General features: G+C 63.0%; 18 protein-coding genes and 1 tRNA gene. 11 read left to right on the plus strand and 8 right to left on the minus strand.

Features of this window, described 5'->3' with window-relative positions; translation table 11 throughout:
* Positions 1-306: 306 nt before the first annotated feature.
* From pstS to phoR, 7 genes are all read left to right on the plus strand, one after another.
* A complete protein-coding gene (pstS, locus tag FVF58_RS34400; RefSeq protein ID WP_149674187.1) occupies positions 307-1,338 on the plus strand; it encodes a phosphate ABC transporter substrate-binding protein PstS in 1,032 nt (343 codons plus the stop codon).
* A gap of 136 nt (positions 1,339-1,474) precedes the next feature.
* Entirely contained in the window at positions 1,475-2,476 is a 1,002-nt protein-coding gene (pstC, locus tag FVF58_RS34405) for a phosphate ABC transporter permease PstC (protein ID WP_149674188.1), read from the plus strand.
* On the plus strand, positions 2,473-3,369 hold the full coding sequence (gene pstA / locus FVF58_RS34410; protein WP_149674189.1) for a phosphate ABC transporter permease PstA: 897 nt from the start codon (positions 2,473-2,475) through the stop codon (positions 3,367-3,369). Before pstC ends, pstA begins: the two co-directional genes overlap by 4 nt.
* Before the next feature lie 17 nt (positions 3,370-3,386).
* The gene (pstB, locus tag FVF58_RS34415) at positions 3,387-4,235 is read left to right on the plus strand and encodes a phosphate ABC transporter ATP-binding protein PstB (protein ID WP_149674190.1); all 849 of its coding nucleotides are present in this window, start codon (positions 3,387-3,389) and stop codon (positions 4,233-4,235) included.
* A gap of 28 nt (positions 4,236-4,263) precedes the next feature.
* A complete protein-coding gene (phoU, locus tag FVF58_RS34420) occupies positions 4,264-4,968 on the plus strand; it encodes a phosphate signaling complex protein PhoU (protein WP_074764835.1) in 705 nt (234 codons plus the stop codon).
* Positions 4,969-4,994: 26 nt separating this feature from the next.
* The gene (phoB, locus tag FVF58_RS34425) at positions 4,995-5,696 is read left to right on the plus strand and encodes a phosphate regulon transcriptional regulator PhoB (RefSeq protein ID WP_149674191.1); all 702 of its coding nucleotides are present in this window, start codon (positions 4,995-4,997) and stop codon (positions 5,694-5,696) included.
* Between the two features lie 110 nt (positions 5,697-5,806).
* A complete protein-coding gene (gene phoR / locus FVF58_RS34430) occupies positions 5,807-7,120 on the plus strand; it encodes a phosphate regulon sensor histidine kinase PhoR (protein ID WP_149674192.1) in 1,314 nt (437 codons plus the stop codon).
* 102 nt (positions 7,121-7,222) lie between these two features.
* Here the strand turns inward: phoR and ppk1 are convergent, their stop codons facing one another.
* The gene (gene ppk1, locus FVF58_RS34435) at positions 7,223-9,286 is read right to left on the minus strand and encodes a polyphosphate kinase 1 (RefSeq protein ID WP_149674193.1); all 2,064 of its coding nucleotides are present in this window, start codon (positions 9,284-9,286) and stop codon (positions 7,223-7,225) included.
* Between the two features lie 202 nt (positions 9,287-9,488).
* Here ppk1 and ppx point away from each other — a divergent pair, with 202 nt between their 5' ends.
* Positions 9,489-11,114, plus strand: a complete 1,626-nt coding sequence (gene ppx, locus FVF58_RS34440; RefSeq protein WP_149674194.1) for an exopolyphosphatase — start codon at positions 9,489-9,491, stop codon at positions 11,112-11,114.
* Between the two features lie 93 nt (positions 11,115-11,207).
* On the opposite strand, the gene FVF58_RS34445 is transcribed toward ppx, so the two are convergent.
* The 4 genes from FVF58_RS34445 to FVF58_RS34460 all read right to left on the minus strand — a co-directional run bounded on the left by FVF58_RS34445 (position 11,208) and on the right by FVF58_RS34460 (position 13,235).
* Complete coding sequence (locus tag FVF58_RS34445; RefSeq protein WP_149674195.1) at positions 11,208-12,020, minus strand: GNAT family N-acetyltransferase; 813 nt, start codon at positions 12,018-12,020, stop codon at positions 11,208-11,210.
* A 200-nt stretch (positions 12,021-12,220) separates the two neighbouring features.
* The gene (gene sixA, locus FVF58_RS34450; protein ID WP_149674196.1) at positions 12,221-12,679 is read right to left on the minus strand and encodes a phosphohistidine phosphatase SixA; all 459 of its coding nucleotides are present in this window, start codon (positions 12,677-12,679) and stop codon (positions 12,221-12,223) included.
* 225 nt (positions 12,680-12,904) lie between these two features.
* A tRNA-Pro gene (locus tag FVF58_RS34455) sits at positions 12,905-12,981 on the minus strand.
* 95 nt (positions 12,982-13,076) lie between these two features.
* The gene (locus tag FVF58_RS34460; protein ID WP_090801093.1) at positions 13,077-13,235 is read right to left on the minus strand and encodes a DUF3309 family protein; all 159 of its coding nucleotides are present in this window, start codon (positions 13,233-13,235) and stop codon (positions 13,077-13,079) included.
* A gap of 191 nt (positions 13,236-13,426) precedes the next feature.
* Between FVF58_RS34460 and FVF58_RS54295 the strand changes: the two genes are divergently transcribed.
* Complete coding sequence (locus tag FVF58_RS54295; RefSeq protein WP_281291317.1) at positions 13,427-13,555, plus strand: hypothetical protein; 129 nt, start codon at positions 13,427-13,429, stop codon at positions 13,553-13,555.
* A 235-nt stretch (positions 13,556-13,790) separates the two neighbouring features.
* Here the strand turns inward: FVF58_RS54295 and FVF58_RS34465 are convergent, their stop codons facing one another.
* The gene (locus FVF58_RS34465) at positions 13,791-13,970 is read right to left on the minus strand and encodes a hypothetical protein (RefSeq protein ID WP_149674197.1); all 180 of its coding nucleotides are present in this window, start codon (positions 13,968-13,970) and stop codon (positions 13,791-13,793) included.
* 182 nt (positions 13,971-14,152) lie between these two features.
* Here FVF58_RS34465 and FVF58_RS51695 point away from each other — a divergent pair, with 182 nt between their 5' ends.
* Positions 14,153-14,320 (plus strand): hypothetical protein, encoded by a 168-nt coding sequence (locus FVF58_RS51695; protein WP_188131004.1) that lies wholly within the window; start codon positions 14,153-14,155, stop codon positions 14,318-14,320.
* Positions 14,321-14,590: 270 nt separating this feature from the next.
* Here FVF58_RS51695 and FVF58_RS34470 read toward each other — a convergent pair whose 3' ends face one another.
* Positions 14,591-15,952 carry an MATE family efflux transporter gene (locus FVF58_RS34470; protein ID WP_149674198.1) on the minus strand — a complete coding sequence of 454 codons (1,362 nt, stop codon included), beginning with the start codon at positions 15,950-15,952 and terminating at the stop codon, positions 14,591-14,593.
* Complete coding sequence (locus FVF58_RS34475; protein WP_149674199.1) at positions 15,949-16,257, minus strand: DUF2288 domain-containing protein; 309 nt, start codon at positions 16,255-16,257, stop codon at positions 15,949-15,951. The genes FVF58_RS34470 and FVF58_RS34475 overlap by 4 nt, the downstream gene beginning before the upstream one ends.
* 109 nt (positions 16,258-16,366) lie before the next feature.
* Here FVF58_RS34475 and FVF58_RS34480 point away from each other — a divergent pair, with 109 nt between their 5' ends.
* Positions 16,367-17,104: a pentapeptide repeat-containing protein gene (locus tag FVF58_RS34480; protein ID WP_149674200.1), complete on the plus strand. Its 738-nt coding sequence runs from the start codon at positions 16,367-16,369 to the stop codon at positions 17,102-17,104.
* The last annotated feature ends 735 nt before the right edge of the window (positions 17,105-17,839 follow it).

The following is a 17,839-nucleotide window of genomic DNA, read 5'->3' on the forward strand; positions in this document are numbered from 1 at the left end:
CGCGCCAGATCCGCCGGCCCCGGCGGTCTATTCCCACCGTACTCCATCCCTGCGCCTTTGCTCACCCTTAGCGACGCGCCTCTCGCGTCCGCACGCAAACGTTCGCGCCCCATCTTTTTCGCCTAATCTCAAGAGCGTAACGGCCAACCTCGCCAGACCGCCGATTCATCCGGGCCAGCGACCCTTTCAGTCGGTAATCAAACTGTCACATGTGTTTCATCATCAGTCACGTTACTGTCACAAAGAGACCCTAAGCTTCGCGGTGTTCGTGTTACTCGCTCACACCGCTCACACCTTGGAGGTCTCATGAAATTGATGCAAACCGTGTTCGCTGGCGTCGCTGGCGCGCTTTTCGCAATCGCAGCGCAAGCAGCAGACATCACCGGCGCGGGCAGCACCTTCGCAGCACCGATCTACACGAAATGGGCTGACGCCTACCAGAAGTCCGGCGGCGGCAAGGTGAACTACCAAGGTATCGGTTCGTCGGGTGGCGTGAAGCAGATCGTCGCGAAGACCGTCGATTTCGCGGGCTCCGACGCTCCGATGAAAGACGACGAACTCGCCAAGGAAGGCCTGTTCCAGTTCCCGACGGTGGTCGGCGGCGTGGTGCCGGTCGTCAACGTGCCGGGCGTGAAGCCGGCTGAACTGACGCTGTCGGGCGAAGTGCTCGGCGACATCTACCTGGGCAAGATCAAGAAGTGGAACGATCCGGCGATCGTCGCGCTGAATCCGAAGATCAAGCTGCCGGATACCGACATCGCCGTGGTGCGCCGCGCCGACGGTTCGGGCACCAGCTTCATCTGGACGAACTACCTGTCGAAGGTCAACGCGGACTGGAAGTCGAAGGTCGGTGAAGGCTCGACGGTCAACTGGCCGACCGGCACGGGCGGCAAGGGCAACGACGGCGTCGCGGCGTTCGTGCAACGTCTGCCGGGCGCGATCGGCTACGTGGAATGGGCGTATGCGAAGCAGAACCACATGACGTATGTCGCGCTGAAGAACTCGTCGGGCGCCGTGGTCGAGCCGAAGACGGACACCTTCAAGGCAGCGGCAGCGGGCGCGGACTGGTCGAAGTCGTTCTATCAGATCCTGACGAACGAGCCGGGCAAGAACGCATGGCCGATCGTCGGCGCAACCTTCGTGCTGCTGCACACGGCGCAGGACAAGCCGGCGCAAGGCACCGAGACGCTGAAGTTCTTCGACTGGGCGTTCAAGAACGGTACGCAGGCCGCGAACGATCTGGACTACATCTCACTGCCGGATTCGGTGGTGTCGGAGATCCGCACGCAGTGGAAGCAGAAAGTGAAGGACGCTGCGGGCAAGTCGATCGCCGACTAAGCTTTGCGGTAAGCAACAGCATCGCGTAACACGTTGGCCGTCCTCATCCGAGGACGGCCAATGGCATTAACCCCGAGCATTACTGGCCGTGCGACACGTGTCATACGGCAACTGGAAACAGCTCCATCAGGCTCTCATGTCCGATATCCATCTAGCGTCCGGCGCAAGCAGGGCCACCCCGCCCGGCAGCACGTCGCAGCAGAAGGCGCCCAGCCGCGCCGGCGACGTGATCTTCGGCGGACTGGCGCGCCTCGCCGCCATTGTCACGCTGCTGCTGCTCGGCGGCATCATCGTTTCGCTGATCATCGCTTCCATGCCGTCGATCCGGGAGTTCGGTCTGAGCTTCCTGTGGACCGCCGAGTGGGATCCGCCCAGCAAGCAATTCGGCGCACTGGTGCCGATCTACGGCACGGTCGCCACGTCGATCATTGCGCTCATCATCGCGGTGCCGGTCAGCTTCGGCATCGCGCTTTTCCTGACCGAACTCTCGCCCGCGTGGCTGCGCCGGCCGCTCGGCATCGCGATCGAACTGCTCGCCGCGATCCCGTCGATCGTGTACGGCATGTGGGGTCTGCTGGTGTTCGCGCCGATCTTCGCGACATGGTTCCAGAAACCGCTCGGCGTGGTGCTCGGCGGCATTCCGTTTGTCGGCGCGCTGTTCCGCGGCCCGCCGATCGGCATCGGCATTCTGTGCGCGGGTGTGATTCTCGCGATCATGATCATTCCCTACATCGCATCGGTGATGCGCGACGTGTTCGAAGTCACGCCCGTGCTGCTGAAGGAATCGGCGTACGGCATCGGCTGCACGACGTGGGAAGTGATGTGGAAGATCGTGCTGCCCTTCACCAAGAGCGGTGTGATCGGCGGCGTGATGCTCGGCCTCGGCCGCGCGCTCGGCGAGACGATGGCGGTCACGTTCGTGATCGGCAACACCAATCTGCTCGACAACATCTCGCTGTTTTCGCCGGGCAATAGCATCACGTCGGCGCTCGCCAACGAATTCGCGGAAGCCGACCCTGGACTGCACACGTCGGCGCTGATGGAGCTGGGTCTGATTCTGTTCGTGATTACCTTCATCGTGCTGGCGATTTCTAAGATGATGCTGCTGCGCCTCGAGAAAGGGGAGGGCGCGAAATGAGCCAGCCCACTTTGAACATGCCGGGTTCGCACGACGCGGCCGCGCTCGAAGCAATGCGCGTGCGTCTGCAAAGCCGCCGCCGCATGACCAACGCGGTTGCGCTGACGCTCTCGCTCGCGGCGATGGCATTCGGTCTGCTGTGGCTCATCTGGATTCTCTATACGACGCTGCGTCTGGGCATCGGTGGTTTGTCCATCGAGCTGTTCACGCAATCGACCCCGCCGCCGAACACCGATGGCGGCGGTCTCGCCAACGCCATCGTCGGCAGCGCCATGCTGGTCGGCCTCGCGACTTTCGTCGGCACGCCGATCGGCATTCTGGCGGGCGTGTATCTCGCCGAATACGGCCAGAAAGGCTGGCTTGCCAACCTGACGCGCTTCATCAACGACATCCTGTTGTCGGCGCCGTCGATCGTGATCGGTCTGTTCGTGTATGCGCTGGTGGTCGCGAAGATGGGTCACTTCAGCGGCTGGGCGGGCGTGTTCGCGCTCGCGCTGCTGCAGATTCCGATCGTGATCCGCACCACCGAAAACATGCTGAAACTGGTGCCGAACGCACTGCGTGAAGCGGCCTTCGCGCTCGGCACGCCCAAGTGGAAGATGGTGCTGTCCATCACGCTGAAGGCGTCGATTGCCGGCATCGTCACCGGCGTGCTGCTCGGGGTCGCGCGGATCGCCGGCGAAACCGCGCCGCTGCTGTTCACGGCGCTGTCGAATCAGTTCTTCTCGGTGAACATGGGCCAGCCGGTCGCGAACCTGCCGGTCACCATCTACAAGTTTGCGATGAGCCCGTTCGCGCAATGGCAATCGCTCGCGTGGGCCGGCGTCTTCCTGATCACGCTCGCGGTGCTGGGACTGAACATCCTCGCGCGCACGATCTTCTCGAATAAGTAAGGGCGGAGTGTAATCCGATGAATATGGCAGAAACTCAACTCAATCCGACCGCGCGTCCCACCGCGCCCGCCAGCTCCGATCCCGTACAGCGCGGCCAGGCGTTATCGCCGTCGCGTCCGAAGATCGAGGTCAACGACCTGAACTTCTTCTACGGCAAATATCACGCGCTGAAGAACATCAACCTGCAGATTCCCGAAGGCAAGGTGACCGCGTTCATCGGCCCGTCGGGCTGCGGCAAGTCCACCTTGTTGCGCACCTTCAACAAGATGTACGCGCTCTATCCGGAACAGCGCGCCGAAGGCGAGATCCTGATGGACGGCGAAAACCTGCTGACGTCCAAGCGCGATATCTCGCTGCTGCGCGCGCGGATCGGCATGGTCTTCCAGAAGCCGACGCCGTTTCCGATGTCGATCTACGACAACATCGCGTTCGGGGTGAAGATGTTCGAATCGCTGCCGCGCTCGGAGATGGACGACCGCGTCGAATGGGCGCTCACCAAGGCCGCGTTGTGGAACGAAGTGAAGGACAAGCTCGGCCAGAGCGGCTACGGTTTGTCCGGCGGCCAGCAGCAGCGTCTGTGCATCGCGCGCGGCATCGCGATCCGTCCTGAAGTGCTGCTGCTCGACGAGCCGTGCTCGGCGCTGGACCCGATTTCGACGGGCCGCATCGAAGAGCTGATCGCGGAATTGAAGAGCGATTACACGGTGGTGATCGTCACGCACAACATGCAACAGGCGGCCCGCTGTTCGGACTACACTGCCTATATGTATCTCGGCGAGCTGATCGAATTCGGCGACACCGAAAAGATCTTCATCAAGCCGGTCCGCAAGGAAACCGAAGACTACATCACGGGCCGCTTCGGCTGATTCGCCGAACAAAACAACGGAGTACGACATGTCCGATAAACATCTGTCCAGCCAGTTCGACGCCGACCTGAATCTGGTTTCGTCGAAGGTGCTCGAAATGGGGGGCCTCGTCGAATCGCAGATCGTCAACGCAATGCAGGCGCTCAACGAGTTCGACCTCGACATCGCCGAGCAGGTGATCGCCGCCGAAGATCGCCTGAACAAGATGGAAGTCGACATCGACGAGGAGTGCAGCAACATCATCGCGCGCCGTCAGCCGGCCGCGCGCGATTTGCGCCTGTTGATCGCGATCTCGAAGACCATCACCAATCTCGAACGCGCCGGCGACGAGGCGGAAAAAATCGCCAAGCGCACCAAGCGTTTGATGGAAGACGGCGCGTCGCGCACCATCAATATCGCCGAGATCAAGCTGTCGGGCGAAATGGCGGTGTCGATCCTGCGCCGCGCGCTGGACGCGTTCGCGCGCCTCGACACGGTCGCCGCCGCGCAGATCGTGCGCGACGACAAGGCGATCGACGAGGAATTCCGCGCGTTCGTGCGCAAGCTGATTTCGTACATGACCGAAGATCCGCGCTCGATTTCGGTGGGCCTCGATTTCCTGTTCATCGCCAAGGCGATCGAACGGATCGGCGACCACGCGAAGAACATCGCGGAGTTCATCATTTACATCGTGAAGGGCACCGACGTGCGGCACAAGTCGCGCGACGCGCTCGAACGCGAAGCGCTCAGTTAATCCAGATAAAAGGACCAGAGGTGCCGATGCCTAGCAGCATTCTCGTCATTGAAGATGAGCCCGCAATTTCCGAACTGATTTCGGTCAATCTTCAACACGCCGGACACTGCCCGATTCGCGCATACAACGCGGAGCAGGCGCAGAACCTGATCAGCGACGTACTGCCCGACCTCGTCCTGCTCGACTGGATGTTGCCGGGAAAATCGGGCATCGCGTTCGCCCGCGATCTGCGCAACAACGAGCGCACGAAGCACATTCCGATCATCATGTTGACCGCCCGCGGCGATGAGCAGGACAAGGTGCTCGGCCTCGAAATCGGCGCGGATGACTACGTCACCAAGCCGTTCTCGCCGAAGGAACTGATGGCGCGCATCAAGGCGGTGTTGCGCCGCCGTGCGCCGCAGCTGACCGAAGACCAGGTCGCGATCAACGGCCTCAAGCTCGACCCGGCGACGCACCGCGTGGCCGCGCATGCCGAAGGCAGCGAGATCAAGCTCGATCTCGGCCCGACGGAATTTCGTCTGCTGCATTTCTTCATGACGCACCCGGAGCGCGTGCATAGCCGCACGCAACTGCTCGACCAGGTGTGGGGCGATCACGTGTTCGTCGAAGAACGCACGGTGGATGTGCATATCAAGCGTCTGCGCGCCGCGCTCAAGCCGGCCGGGTGCGATGCTATGATTGAGACGGTACGCGGCAGCGGCTACCGGCTTGCGAAGAGCGCCTGACCTCGGACGGCGGCGCTCGCGCCGCAGCGGTTCACGCACGTCACATTCGCAACGCCACGCGCCGCAATCTGCGTCGCTGCGCGTGTGCTTTTCTCTTCGATCGCTAGACCATGAACATCATCTGGGCGCGCTCCATCGTGTCGGTCGTGCTGCTCGCTGTTCTGTGCGTGGTGGTCGGCGCACTCGTGAACGTGAAGGCAGGACTCGTTCTCGCGATTGTCATGCTGCTCGCGCAAAGCTTCTTTGGCACCTTTCACAAACAGCGCCTGTGGCGTTTGCTCGACGCGCCGGTGTACGGCGAAGTGCCGAGCGCGCCAGGCATCTGGGGCGAAATCTACTACCGTCTGCATAAGCTCGCGAAGCGCTGGCACGCCCAGGTGCGCCAGGTCGAGCAGCAGCACTCGCGTTTCATCCAGGCGATCCAGGCGTCGCCGAACGGCGTCGCGATGCTCGACGACCACGATCAGATCGAGTGGTGCAACGCTATTTCGGAGAGCCACTTCGGCCTCGACGCGAAGCGCGATCTGCGTCAGCACATCACGCATCTGGTGCGTCACCCCGACTTTGTCCGCTACCTGAACTCGCACCGGTACGAGGAAATGCTGATCATGCGCGGCATGGGCGAGAAGCGCCAGAACGTGCTGTCGGTGCAGGTGTTTCCTTATGGCGAGAATCGCAAGCTGGTGTTGTCGCAAGACATTACGGAGCTGGAGCGGACCGACGCGATGCGGCGCGACTTCGTCGCCAACGTGTCGCATGAGTTGAAGACGCCGCTCACCGTGCTCTCCGGGTTTCTGGAAACGATGCGCGAGTTGCCGTTGGGCGAGGCCGAGCGCGCGCGCTATCTCGAACTGATGGAGCAGCAGGCGTCGCGCATGCGCCATATCGTCAACGATCTGCTGGTGCTCGCGAAGCTCGAGGGCGACAACAAGCCGCCGAGCGATCAGATGATCGACATGCGCGCGGTGTTGCGGCACCTGCACGACGACGCGCAGAGTCTGTCGAGCGATCATCACAAGATCGTGTTCGACGCCGACGAAGGGCTGACGGTGACCGGCGTCGAAACCGAAATTCTCAGCGCGCTCGGCAATCTCGTGACGAACGCGATCCGCTACACGCCGGACGGCGGCGCCATCAAGGTAAGCTGGCACGCGCAAGGCGCGCACGCGGTGTTCTCCGTTACGGATAGCGGCCTCGGCATTCCCACTGCGGACATTCCGCGGCTGACCGAGCGCTTCTATCGCGTCGATCGCAGCCGTTCGCGCGACACCGGCGGCACGGGCCTCGGCCTCGCGATCGTCAAGCACGTGCTGCAGCGGCACGATGCGCAGCTCGACGTGAAGAGCGAAGAGGGGCGGGGCAGCACGTTCACCGTCCGCTTTCCGGTGTACCGCACCGCGCGACGGCAACCGGCGCCAGTTTGACGAGAGCTTGATAAAAGCGCCGGCATGAAAAAAACCGCCTGAATAAGGCGGTTTTTTCATGCGTGTTCGGAAAGCTCGTTAATACGGCGAGCCTCGCCCGCTTCACGGACAGAACTTCCCAAGCAAACTCATCTGCGCATTGCGCGACGACTTGCCCGGCCGCCGCCGGCGATAGTGGCCGTCGCTTTGCATCAGCCACGCGGACTGATTGTCGCCGAGAAACGCCGACAGACCCTCGGCGATCACGCGCCGCTTCAGACGCCGGTTGTTGATCGGGAACGCGACTTCCACGCGCCGGAAGAAGTTGCGGTCCATCCAGTCGGCGCTCGACAGATAGACCTGCTCCTTGCCGCCGTCGTAGAAGTAGAAGATGCGATGGTGTTCGAGAAAGCGCCCGACGATCGAGCGTACCGTGATGTTCTCCGACAGTCCCGGCACGCCCGGCTGCAGCGAGCACACGCCACGCACGATCAAATCGATCTTCACGCCCGCCCGCGATGCTTCGTACAACTCGGCAATCACGGTGGGTTCGAGCAACGCGTTCATCTTCGCGACGATGCGCGCCTTCTGGCCGGCACGCGCGTGCTCGGCTTCGGCGCGGATCGCGTCGATCAGTTTCGGGTGCAGCGTGAACGGCGACTGCCACAACTCATGCAGCCGCAGCTCGCCGCCGATGCCGGTCAGTTGCTGGAACACGTGGTGCACGTCTTCGCAGATTTTCTGGTCGCCGGTCATCAGGCCGAAGTCGGTATAAAGGCGCGCGGTGCGCGGATGATAGTTGCCGGTGCCGAGATGCGCGTAGCGCTTGAGCATGGTCTTGCCGCCTTGCGACACGCGCCGCACGATCAGCATCATCTTCGCGTGGCACTTGTGGCCCACCACGCCGTACACGACGTGCGCGCCGACCGCTTCGAGTTGCGAGGCCCAGTTGATGTTGGTTTCCTCGTCGAAGCGCGCCAGCAGCTCGACCACCACCGTGACTTCCTTGCCGTTGCGCGCGGCCTGCATTAGCGCGTCCATCAGCGGCGAGTCGGTGCCGGTGCGGTAGATGGTCTGCTTGATCGCCATCACGTTCGGATCTTTGGCCGCCTGCAACAGCAGTTCGAGCACAGGCTGAAAGCTCTCGTACGGATGATGCAGCAAAACGTCGCCCTGATCGATCACATCGAACAGGCTGGCGCTGTTGGCGATCTGCGGCGGGGTCGCGGGAATGTGCGGCACGAACTTCAGATCGGGCCGGTCCACCATCTCCGGCAACTGCATCAGCCGCACCAGATTCACGGGGCCGTTCGCGTAATAGCAGTCCTTGTTGGACAGGCCGCTTTCGTCGAGCAGACGCCGCACCACATGCGCGGGCGTTTCCGCCGACACTTCGAGCCGCACCGCATTGCCCAGATGCCGCGCCGGCAATTCGCCCTGCAACGCGACGCGCAGATTGGTGATTTCGTCCTCGTCGACGAACAGTTCGCTATTGCGCGTGATACGAAACTGATTGCAGCTGCGCACCACCAGGTTCGGAAACAGCTCGCCGACAAAGCGTTGCAGCAGCGAGCTGAGCAGCACGAAGCCATGCGGATAGCCCGACAGCTCCTGCGGCATGCGCACGAGCCGCGGCAGCGCGCGCGGCGCCTGCACGATGCCCATCATCGCCTGGCGGCCGAACGCGTCCTTGCCTTCCAGTTCGACGACGAAGTTCAGGCTCTTGTTGAGCACGCGCGGAAACGGATGCGCAGGATCGAGGCCGATCGGCGTGAGCACCGGCAGCAACTCGTCGAAGAAGTAATTGCGCGCCCATTCGGTCTGCGCTTCGTTCCATGCTTCGGTGCCGTGAAAATAGATCCCTTCCGCTTCGAGAGCGGTCAGCACCGTATCGTGCAGCATCGTGTACTGACGATGCACGAGCTTCTGCGCGCGCTCGACCACGAGGTCGTACACATGCTGCAGTGACATGCCGTCAGGCGACAGCGCGCCCGGGTTGTCGCGCATCTGTTCCTGCAGTCCGGCCATGCGGACTTCGAAGAATTCGTCGAGATTGCTACTGGTGATGCAGATGAAGCGCAGACGTTCGAGCAAAGGGACGGCTGGGTCGGCAGCTTGTGCCAACACACGCTCGTTGAAACCCAGAATGCCCAGTTCGCGATTCAATAAGGGATAGCGGATGGACATCGGCAGCGAGAATGGTATGTCAGGAAGGGAGGCAGAAAGACGCTCGGAAATTCTCACAGTATGATTACGTTCTTATGACACTCTCGATATCTTAAATTCTACGCCGGATTCGCCGCGTGTCGTCAATATGACGCAATGTATATGGGACCATAGCGCACCCCCATCGTTGCGAGGTGACATCGTGAGGCCCGGTACGCTTAGAATGGCGTCTTTGAACAGCGCGGCCGGTCACAAGGCGCCCAGAGCAGCGGGTGGACCCGCGGGGCCCGCCGCAGCCACCGCCGCCGCGCTCGCGCGCATGGAGTCCGCTTACCCGATGGTCAATACTCCCCAACTTCTCGCCGCCGTCGATCTCGGTTCGAACAGCTTCCGGCTGATCGTCGGCCGGGTGGAGGAAACCGACGCGGGCAGCCAGATCTACCAGGTCGACGCGTTGCGCGAGCCGGTGCGTCTTGCCGCCGGCCTGTCGCGCGACAAGATGCTCGATCGCGCGTCGCAGGTGCGCGGATGGGACGCGCTCAAGCGCTTCGGCGAACGGCTGCGCGACTTTCACCCCGATCACGTTCGCGCGGTCGCCACCAACACGTTGCGCATCGCCAAGAACGCCGGTGAATTTCTCGGCGAGGCGCAGGCCGCGCTCGGCTTCCCAATCGAAGTGATCGCCGGGCGCGAGGAAGCGCGCCTCATTTATGCGGGCGCCGCGCACTCGGTGCCGGCCAGCGCGGGCAAGCGCCTCGTGGTCGATATCGGCGGCGGGTCGACGGAATTCATCATCGGTTCGCACTACACGCCGATCAAGATGGAAAGCCTCTATATCGGCTGCGTGAGCCATAGCCGCGCGTTTTTCCCCGCCGGCAACGTCGACGAATACACGATGCGCCAGGCCGAACTCGCCGCGAGCCGCGAAATCCAGATCATTTCCGCCGAATACAAGAAGACCGGCTGGGAACAGGCGATCGGTTCGTCGGGCACCGCACGCGCGTTGGCCGAGCTGGTCGAGGCGAACAATTTCAACGATCCGGGCGTCACGCATGGCATCTCGCGCGGCGGGCTCGAACGGCTCAAGCGCGCGTTGATCAAGGCGGAGAACGTCAATCGGCTGAAGCTGGTCGCGTTGAAGGCCGACCGCATTCCGGTGCTGGCCGGCGGCCTGTCGATCATGATCGCGGTGTTCGACGAACTCGGTGTCGATTACGTCGACACCACCGACGGCGCGCTGCGCCTCGGCGTGATGTACGACCTGCTCGGCCGTTCGCAGCACGAAGATATGCGCACGGTGACGGTGGAAGGCTTTATGCGCCGGTATGGCGTGGATCGCGCGCAGGCGGGGCGGATCGGCGATCTGTCGGTGAGCTTCTACGACCAGTTCGCGGAGCCCGACGAAGAACGCCGTCTGGAAAACCGCATGTTCATCGGCTGGGCGGCGGCGCTGCATGAGATCGGGCTGTCGATTTCGCACAGCGCCTATCACAAGCACTCGGCCTACATCGCCAGCAACGCGGACATGCCGGGCTTTTCGCGCACCGACCAGGCGCGTCTCGCCGCGCTGGTGCTCGGTCATGCGGGCAAGCTCGGCAAGCTCTCGCAAACGCGCGAAGTGGAATGGCCGTTGCTGTTCTGTCTGCGGCTCGCGGCGCTGCTGTGCCGCCGCCGTGCGGATGTCGGCTTGCCGGGGATCACGGTCGCGCAGGCCAATGGCGGTTACGAGGTGCGCTTGCCGAACGAATGGGTGACCAATAATCCGTTGACCGATTACAGCCTGATCCAGGAAGCGGCGGAATGGGAAAAGGTCGGCATTCCCTATCGTGTCGTGTATACGGACGATTGATGTGCGGCCCTTCGTGATGCACGCGTAAATGGATGAATGAAAAAGCCCGGCGATTGCCGGGCTTTGCTTTTGCGTCCATCACCCGATGTGCACTTAGCGCGGCAATGCATCGCCCAGAAAGTGGCGGGCGTAGCGCGCATTGATATCGGACAGACGGAACAGCGTCAGAAAGTCCGCGGTGTTGAAGTCGGGGTCCCACGCCGGCGCGCCGCAAATCTTCGCACCGAGTCGCAGATAACCCTTCACGAGCGGCGGCGGCGCGACGTTGGCGCCCGTCTGCAATTCATCGACCGGCAGCGGCGTGTGCGCGAACGCGCGATACTCCGGCGCCGTCAGCGCGTTCTCGCGCAGCGAGCAATACAGATTCGCCGCATAGTGCCCGCCGTCGACCATCGCGACGCTCGCGCAGCCGAGCATCGTCTCATAGCCGTTGTGCTTCATGTACGCGGCGAGCCCGGCCCACAGCGACATGATCACCGAGCCGCTGCGATAGTCCGGATGCACGCACGAGCGGCCCACTTCGACCATTTTGGCGCGCAGGTGCGTGAGACGCGACACGTCGAATTCGCTTTCCGCATACAGCCGGCCGATGCGCGCGGCCTGATGCGGCGGCAACGCGCGATACGTGCCGACCACTTTCAGCGTGTCGAGATCGCGCACCAGCAGGTGATCGCAATAGGCATCGAATGCATCGACGTCGAGACCGGCGGGGCCCGTCAGACGCGCGCCCATTTCGTCGGCGAACACGCGATAGCGTAGACGCTGTGCTTCGCGCAATTCCTCGTCGGTGCGCGCCCATGTGACTTGCAGGCGATGCTGCGCGGTGACCGTTTCCTCGGGGCGCGGCAGACGACGCGTCTCGAAGATCGAAGCGAGGGGCAGGGTGGGCGTCGGCAGTTCTCGCATAGGGCGTCCTGGTCGAAAAAAGGGAGAATTCTTTTTTCGCCAATGTAGTAACGCCTGGTGACGCTCGCATGGCAAAGCCGTGACGATTGGATGACTGCCCGTAAGCCGCGTGCGCGCGGGTTGTAATGTGGGGCGGCAGTCGCGCGAACGTTGTATTCGCGCGACCGGCGGGGACCTGTTGGGGTTTCAGGCGCTCCGGCTCAGACCAGATCGGGGCTGATCGCCGCGCGCAACACGGCCTGTTCGCCGCCGTCGCGTTCGCGGCTCGCAATCCACCAGACGCCGGCTTTCTTCAGCGGCCAGCTAGCGTTGCTGTTGCCGAGCAACTGCGCGGCGACGTGGCCGAGCGTCGGTTGATGGCCGACGATCACCACGGTCTGCGCAATGCCATTGGGCCAGCCGGCCGCCTCGAGCACGTCGGCCGCGCTTGCGTTGGGCGCGAGTTCGCGTACCACGCGATACTGGTCGCTCAGGGTTTCGGCGGTCTGGATGGTGCGCGTGGCCGGGCTGGCGAGCACTACGGCGTCATCCGGCAGCCGCGAGCGCAGCCACTTCGCGACGTTCTGGGCCTGCTTGCGGCCGCGCGTGGTGAGCGCGCGGGCGAGGTCGCTGGCGGCGAAATCTTCGGCTTCGGCGTGACGCCAGAGAATCAGATCCATGTGTGTCTCCTTGACTCTGGTTGCGGCGGATGAGCTGCGCGGGTTTTCGCTCACTGTCGCATGCGGGCCTGGTTATTCGCAAGCCGAGGCTTTGGGGAGGTGGCTGGCGGCTTCGCAGTGAAGCATGCAGCGAACCACGCATGCGTGCGACGCGTACTGGAAGCAAAGGCAAAAAAGCAAAAACCCGCGAAGCCGGAGGCTACGCGGGTTTCGTATTGCTTTTCGTGGTCGGAGCGAAAGGATTCGAACCTTCGACCCTCTGATCCCAAATCAGATGCGCTACCAGGCTGCGCTACGCTCCGACGAATCCGGGATTCTACGGGGTAGAGCGCGTCAGCGTCAACCATGAATTGCGCTGGACTGAAAAACAGGTTCAACCTGCGGGTTCAACGGTGCGCTATATGCGTCCCATCAGCAGCAACACAATCACGATGATCAGCACGACGCCGACCAGGCCGGTCGGCCGATAGCCCCAGCCGCTGCTGTACGGCCAGCTCGGCAACGCGCCGATCAGCAGCAGGATGAGCACGATAAGCAGTATGGTTCCGACGGTCATTCGAGTTCTCCCTGTCTGGCCCTAGAGATGGCTGGGCCGCATCGTTGGTTCGGCGCATGCGCGCCGGGACAATTGACGCGCACCACGCGCGCCTTGCAGGCTGATGGTCAGCAAGGCATGTGCCTGTGAAGAGGCAGGCAAGGACAAGTCAACGCCGAGCGCTCAGGCGCGTTTCGCGCAGTGGCGCGCAAATGAGCGGAAAGCGTGACCAGGAAGAGGAAAACCTGCGCACGTCGGGCGTATTCGTGACGCTGGTGCGTGTGGGAACTGTTGGCGCGGGGATGCGGCGCTGTACCCAGTGCTTATCGTGGGGCAAGTGACAATCAGCAAGCGTGAACTCGTGCGCGCCGTCGATTGTCGGCGCACGAGTTCACGCGGCGCAGCGCGCCGCCGTGGTCAACTGAAGTTCCATACCGCTTGCGTTGTCGTGGCGATGACGGCCGAACACTTCCGCTGCATAGTCGAGACAGCTTCAACCACCCCGACGCAGCGGATCAATCAAGCCAATCACTCGCGACACATTCAAGCGCAACAGGCAGCCCGTTTTTGTCCCGACTAATGCCGCGGGCGCCTCCAATGCGGCATATGCAAGTGCTGCTGAGTCAGCCAGTGATGCAGCATCCCTTCGCCATCGTGTTCGCGCCTGTACGTTCTCGATTCGAAAATCGACAGGGCGATCAGGACGATCAAACCTATTGCAAGTCCGACCAGACCCGCGATCGATTCAGCGTTCATGGCAGTCTCCTATCACCTGCGGCTGTCACTTCATAGTAGGACACACATCGCGAAATGGCAGGGGCGCACAGCACGCCGTAACGTCGCGGATCACGCTTTGCAGGTAGACTCTCGGCCCTCGGGTTGCCGCCGGGTTGCTTCCTGGCTGCCGTTACTGATTCTGTTTGGAGAGACGACTGTCTATGATCCGCGTTCCGATGATTGCATTGTTGCTGTTTGCCGGCCTGGCCGGGTGTGCGGACAATCCGTCCGGTCATCACGGCAAGCCGCCGCAAGATCCCGCCGACTATCACGGCGTGCCGACCGACACGACGCCACCGTCGATGGTCCCTGCGCCGGCTGCGCCTTGACGAGCGCCGCGCGAAACAGAGAGGCGAAGCAGAAAGGCGCAGCAGAAATGAGCAGCAGAAAGGCGAAGCACCGGCGCGGGCACGCCGGGTGCTTCTGACCCGCGCTGACTGTTCGCGCGGAGAGCGCGGGCTGAAGTCATTCTAGGGCGAGCCTGGCGGGCCATCTGTATGCGCTTGTTTCAAGCCGTAACCGGGTGCCGCAGGGCAGGGCGACGGTAGCGCAGCGCGTCCCGGCGCGATGCCGCCCTTCAGGCGCCTCACGCGCGAGGCTCAAGCCCTCGCGGCCGCCACTCCACGCACCACCCCCGGCAAATACCGCGCGAGCGTGACGCCGCGTGCGGCCATGAAGATCAGCATCGCGGCCCACAGCCCGTGATTGCCGTGCAGCGCCAGCAATGCCGACGACACAGCCACGAACACCGCCAGCGACACGATCATCGACACCATCAGTTCGCGCGTGCGGGTCGCGCCGATGAACACGCCGTCGAGCAGAAAGCCCCACACGGAAATCACCGGCGAGAGCGCGGCCCACGGCAGATACGTTTCAGCCGCGACGCGCACGGCCGCCTGGTCGGTCAAACGTTCGACGATCCACGCGCCCGCGCCCCAGTACACCAGCGCGAAGCCCAGCGCGCCGAGCGCGGACCACAGCGCGGTGACCTTGACTGCCTGCGCGAACGCGTGCCGGTCGCGTGCGCCGATCGCCGCGCCGACGAGCGCCTCGGCGGCGTGCGCGAAGCCGTCGAGCCCATAGGCCATGAAGGTCTGAAAATTGAGCAGCAGCGCATTCGCGGCGAGGGTCGCATCGCCTTGCCGCGCGCCCAGATGGGCGAACCAGCCGAACGACGAGAGCAGGCACAGCGTGCGCACGAAGATGTCGCGATTGAGCACGACCAGACGCTTGAGTGCCGCGGTGTCGAACAACGCGGCGCGCCTGAGCGCGGGCAGGCCGCGCGGTCTGCCGTGCCAGAGCAGCGCGGCGCCGAGCACGAAGCCGAGCGCGTCGGCGGTGGCGGTGGCCGCACCGATACCGGCCACGCCCCAGTGGAACAGATACACGTACAGCAGCACCGCGACGATGTTCACACTGTTGATGAACACCTGCGAGAGCAGCGCGAGCCGCACGCGCTGCGTGCCGAGCAGCCAGCCGAGCACCACGTAGTTGCCGAGCGCGAGCGGTGCGGCCCAGATGCGCGCGTGGCAGTAAATGCGCGCGTGACGCTGTACGGCGTCGCTGCCGCCGATCAGGCGCAATGCGTAATCGATCAACGGCAGCTGCAGCGCCAGCACCGCGGCGCCGATCGCACCCGCCATCAGCAGCGCGCGGATCACGGTGTTGCGCAACTCGGCCTGGTCATCCGCGCCGTGCGCCTGCGCGACGAGCCCCGTGGTGCCCATGCGCAGGAAGCCGAAGCCCCAGAACACGAAGTTGAAGAACAGTCCGCCGAGCGCGACGCCGCCGAGGTACGACGCGCTGTCCAGATGGCCGGCGACGGCGGTGTCGACCGCGCCGAGTATCGGTTGCGTCAGGTTGGCGAGGACGATCGGAAACGCCAGCGTGAGCACGCGCCGGTGCCAGCGCACCGGCACGGCGGACGCGGGCGCGTCGGCGCCGCGCGCGGTGTCGCTCAAGTGCGTTCCTGCACGCACACCCACGGCGACACGACCACTGCCCACAGGTCGGGGTCGCGCGCGGCGAAATCGGCGGCGGTTTCCGCCTGCACGCGCTCGACGAGCCCGGCAGACAGCCATTGCGCAATCTGGGTGGTGTCGTCGCTGGCGATCGCTTCGGCGACGCTCACCAGGTCGAGGTCGCGTGCGACGCGCAGCAGCATGCCGCGAGCAAAAAAGCGTTCGAGTTCGGTCCAGCCGATTTTGGCGGTCTCGCCGAGCAGCTTGGCGTACAGCGGGCTATGGGGGGCGTCGTTGGAAGTCATCTTAAGCGGGGGTCGGACGGGGCCGTTACTATAAACCATCGACGCGAGCCGCCACGGCGGCGCGCGTTCCGGTACGCTTGGGGCCTTTCGAAACGGATTCTGAACCTTCATGTCACTGGATTCAACGACGCCGTCCGCGGGCCCGCAAGGCGGCGCAGTGAGCGACGCCACGCTCACGCGCGCAGAGGTGGAGCGCCTGATCGCAGCAGGCAATGGCCGTGAGGGCGGCAACCACACACCGCTGCATTTCACCGACTGCGATTTCGAGGGCGTCGATCTATCGCGGCTCGATCTGCGCGGCGCCGAGTTTCATCGTTGCACGATCGTCGAGACTTCGTTTTTCGGCGCGGCGCTCGCCCATACCCGCTGGGTGCGTTGCCGCGGCCGCGAGGCGGATTTCGCGTCCGCCGATCTGGTCGATGCCGTGTTCCAGTCGAGCGATCTGAACAACACCAGCTGGCGGCGCGCGAAGCTCGCTTCCGCGTCGTTCCGTGGCTGCAAGCTGACCGGCGCGAACTTCGAGGCGTGCACGGCGCTGGGCCTGAGCTTCGCCGAAACGCTGCTGGTCGGCGCGCATTTGCGCGGCCTGTCGTTTCGCAAGGCCACGCTGCAGCAACTGGATTTCTCCGACGCCGACCTCGCCGGGGTCGATTTCCGCGAAGCGGTGTTCGACGGCGGCAGTCTGAAGGATGCGCACCTGAAGGGCGCGCGTTTCGACGGAGCGGACCTGCGCGACGCGGATTTGAGCGGTGTGCGGCTCATCGATGCGGCGCTTTTCAAAGGCGCGACGATTTCGCATCAGCAGGCCGCCGTGCTCGTCACCGAACTGGGTTTGCGAGTCTTGTAAATGTGGCCTCCTAACTCGAGTGCCTGTTGCCGGATGGCTACCTCGCGGTAGCCTGTTATGTCATTTTCGAAAAAAGCGTAGCTTGAATTCGCGCTCGCAATTTGTCGGTTGATTTAATGGCATTATATTTGTCGGTTGATTTGATAGAATTATTATTCCGCTATCCGCGAATCTCCCCCGTTGTGAAATCAATTGTTAATTCGCCGGATTAACAGAGGTTAATGGTTGGTTTCGTGCGTTGCCGCACCAAGTTAAGATCGGCCATTAAACGTCATATTTATGCGGGACGAGGTAGTTAAAATCGGCCAACCGTTTTTCGTCTGGCCATTGTGGCGGGGTCGAACCAGATCGTTGCGGTGCGCGCCCCTCAGGTTCGATTGAGGAATCCGGCCCACGGGATTTAATGTGCGTTAATCTGAATGTAAGGCATATTTGGCCGGTTCAACTCCGACATTTTTGATTCACTTAAGGCGGAATCGGTGCGCCTTGGCACATTGAGGGCGCAATTAAGAGATTGCGCTTGTAAATGGGGATTGTTAGATTTCGTTCTGGCGCATGGTGAACCGGTCCTTTGCCGATATGCGCCGAACCCCCGTTAGCCCGGCCTCGTGCCGGGCTTTTTTTTGGTGCGCCGAGCATGCACAACAGCTTGGGGGTGCGAGTCCCCTGTCCAACCTGATGGTGGTGAAGGACTAGCGAAACGCAAGGGCGTCGTCGTGAGGCGGGGTCTGAAGG

The sequence above is a fragment of the Paraburkholderia panacisoli genome (genome assembly GCF_008369935.1).
GTDB classification, from domain to species: domain Bacteria; phylum Pseudomonadota; class Gammaproteobacteria; order Burkholderiales; family Burkholderiaceae; genus Paraburkholderia; species Paraburkholderia panacisoli.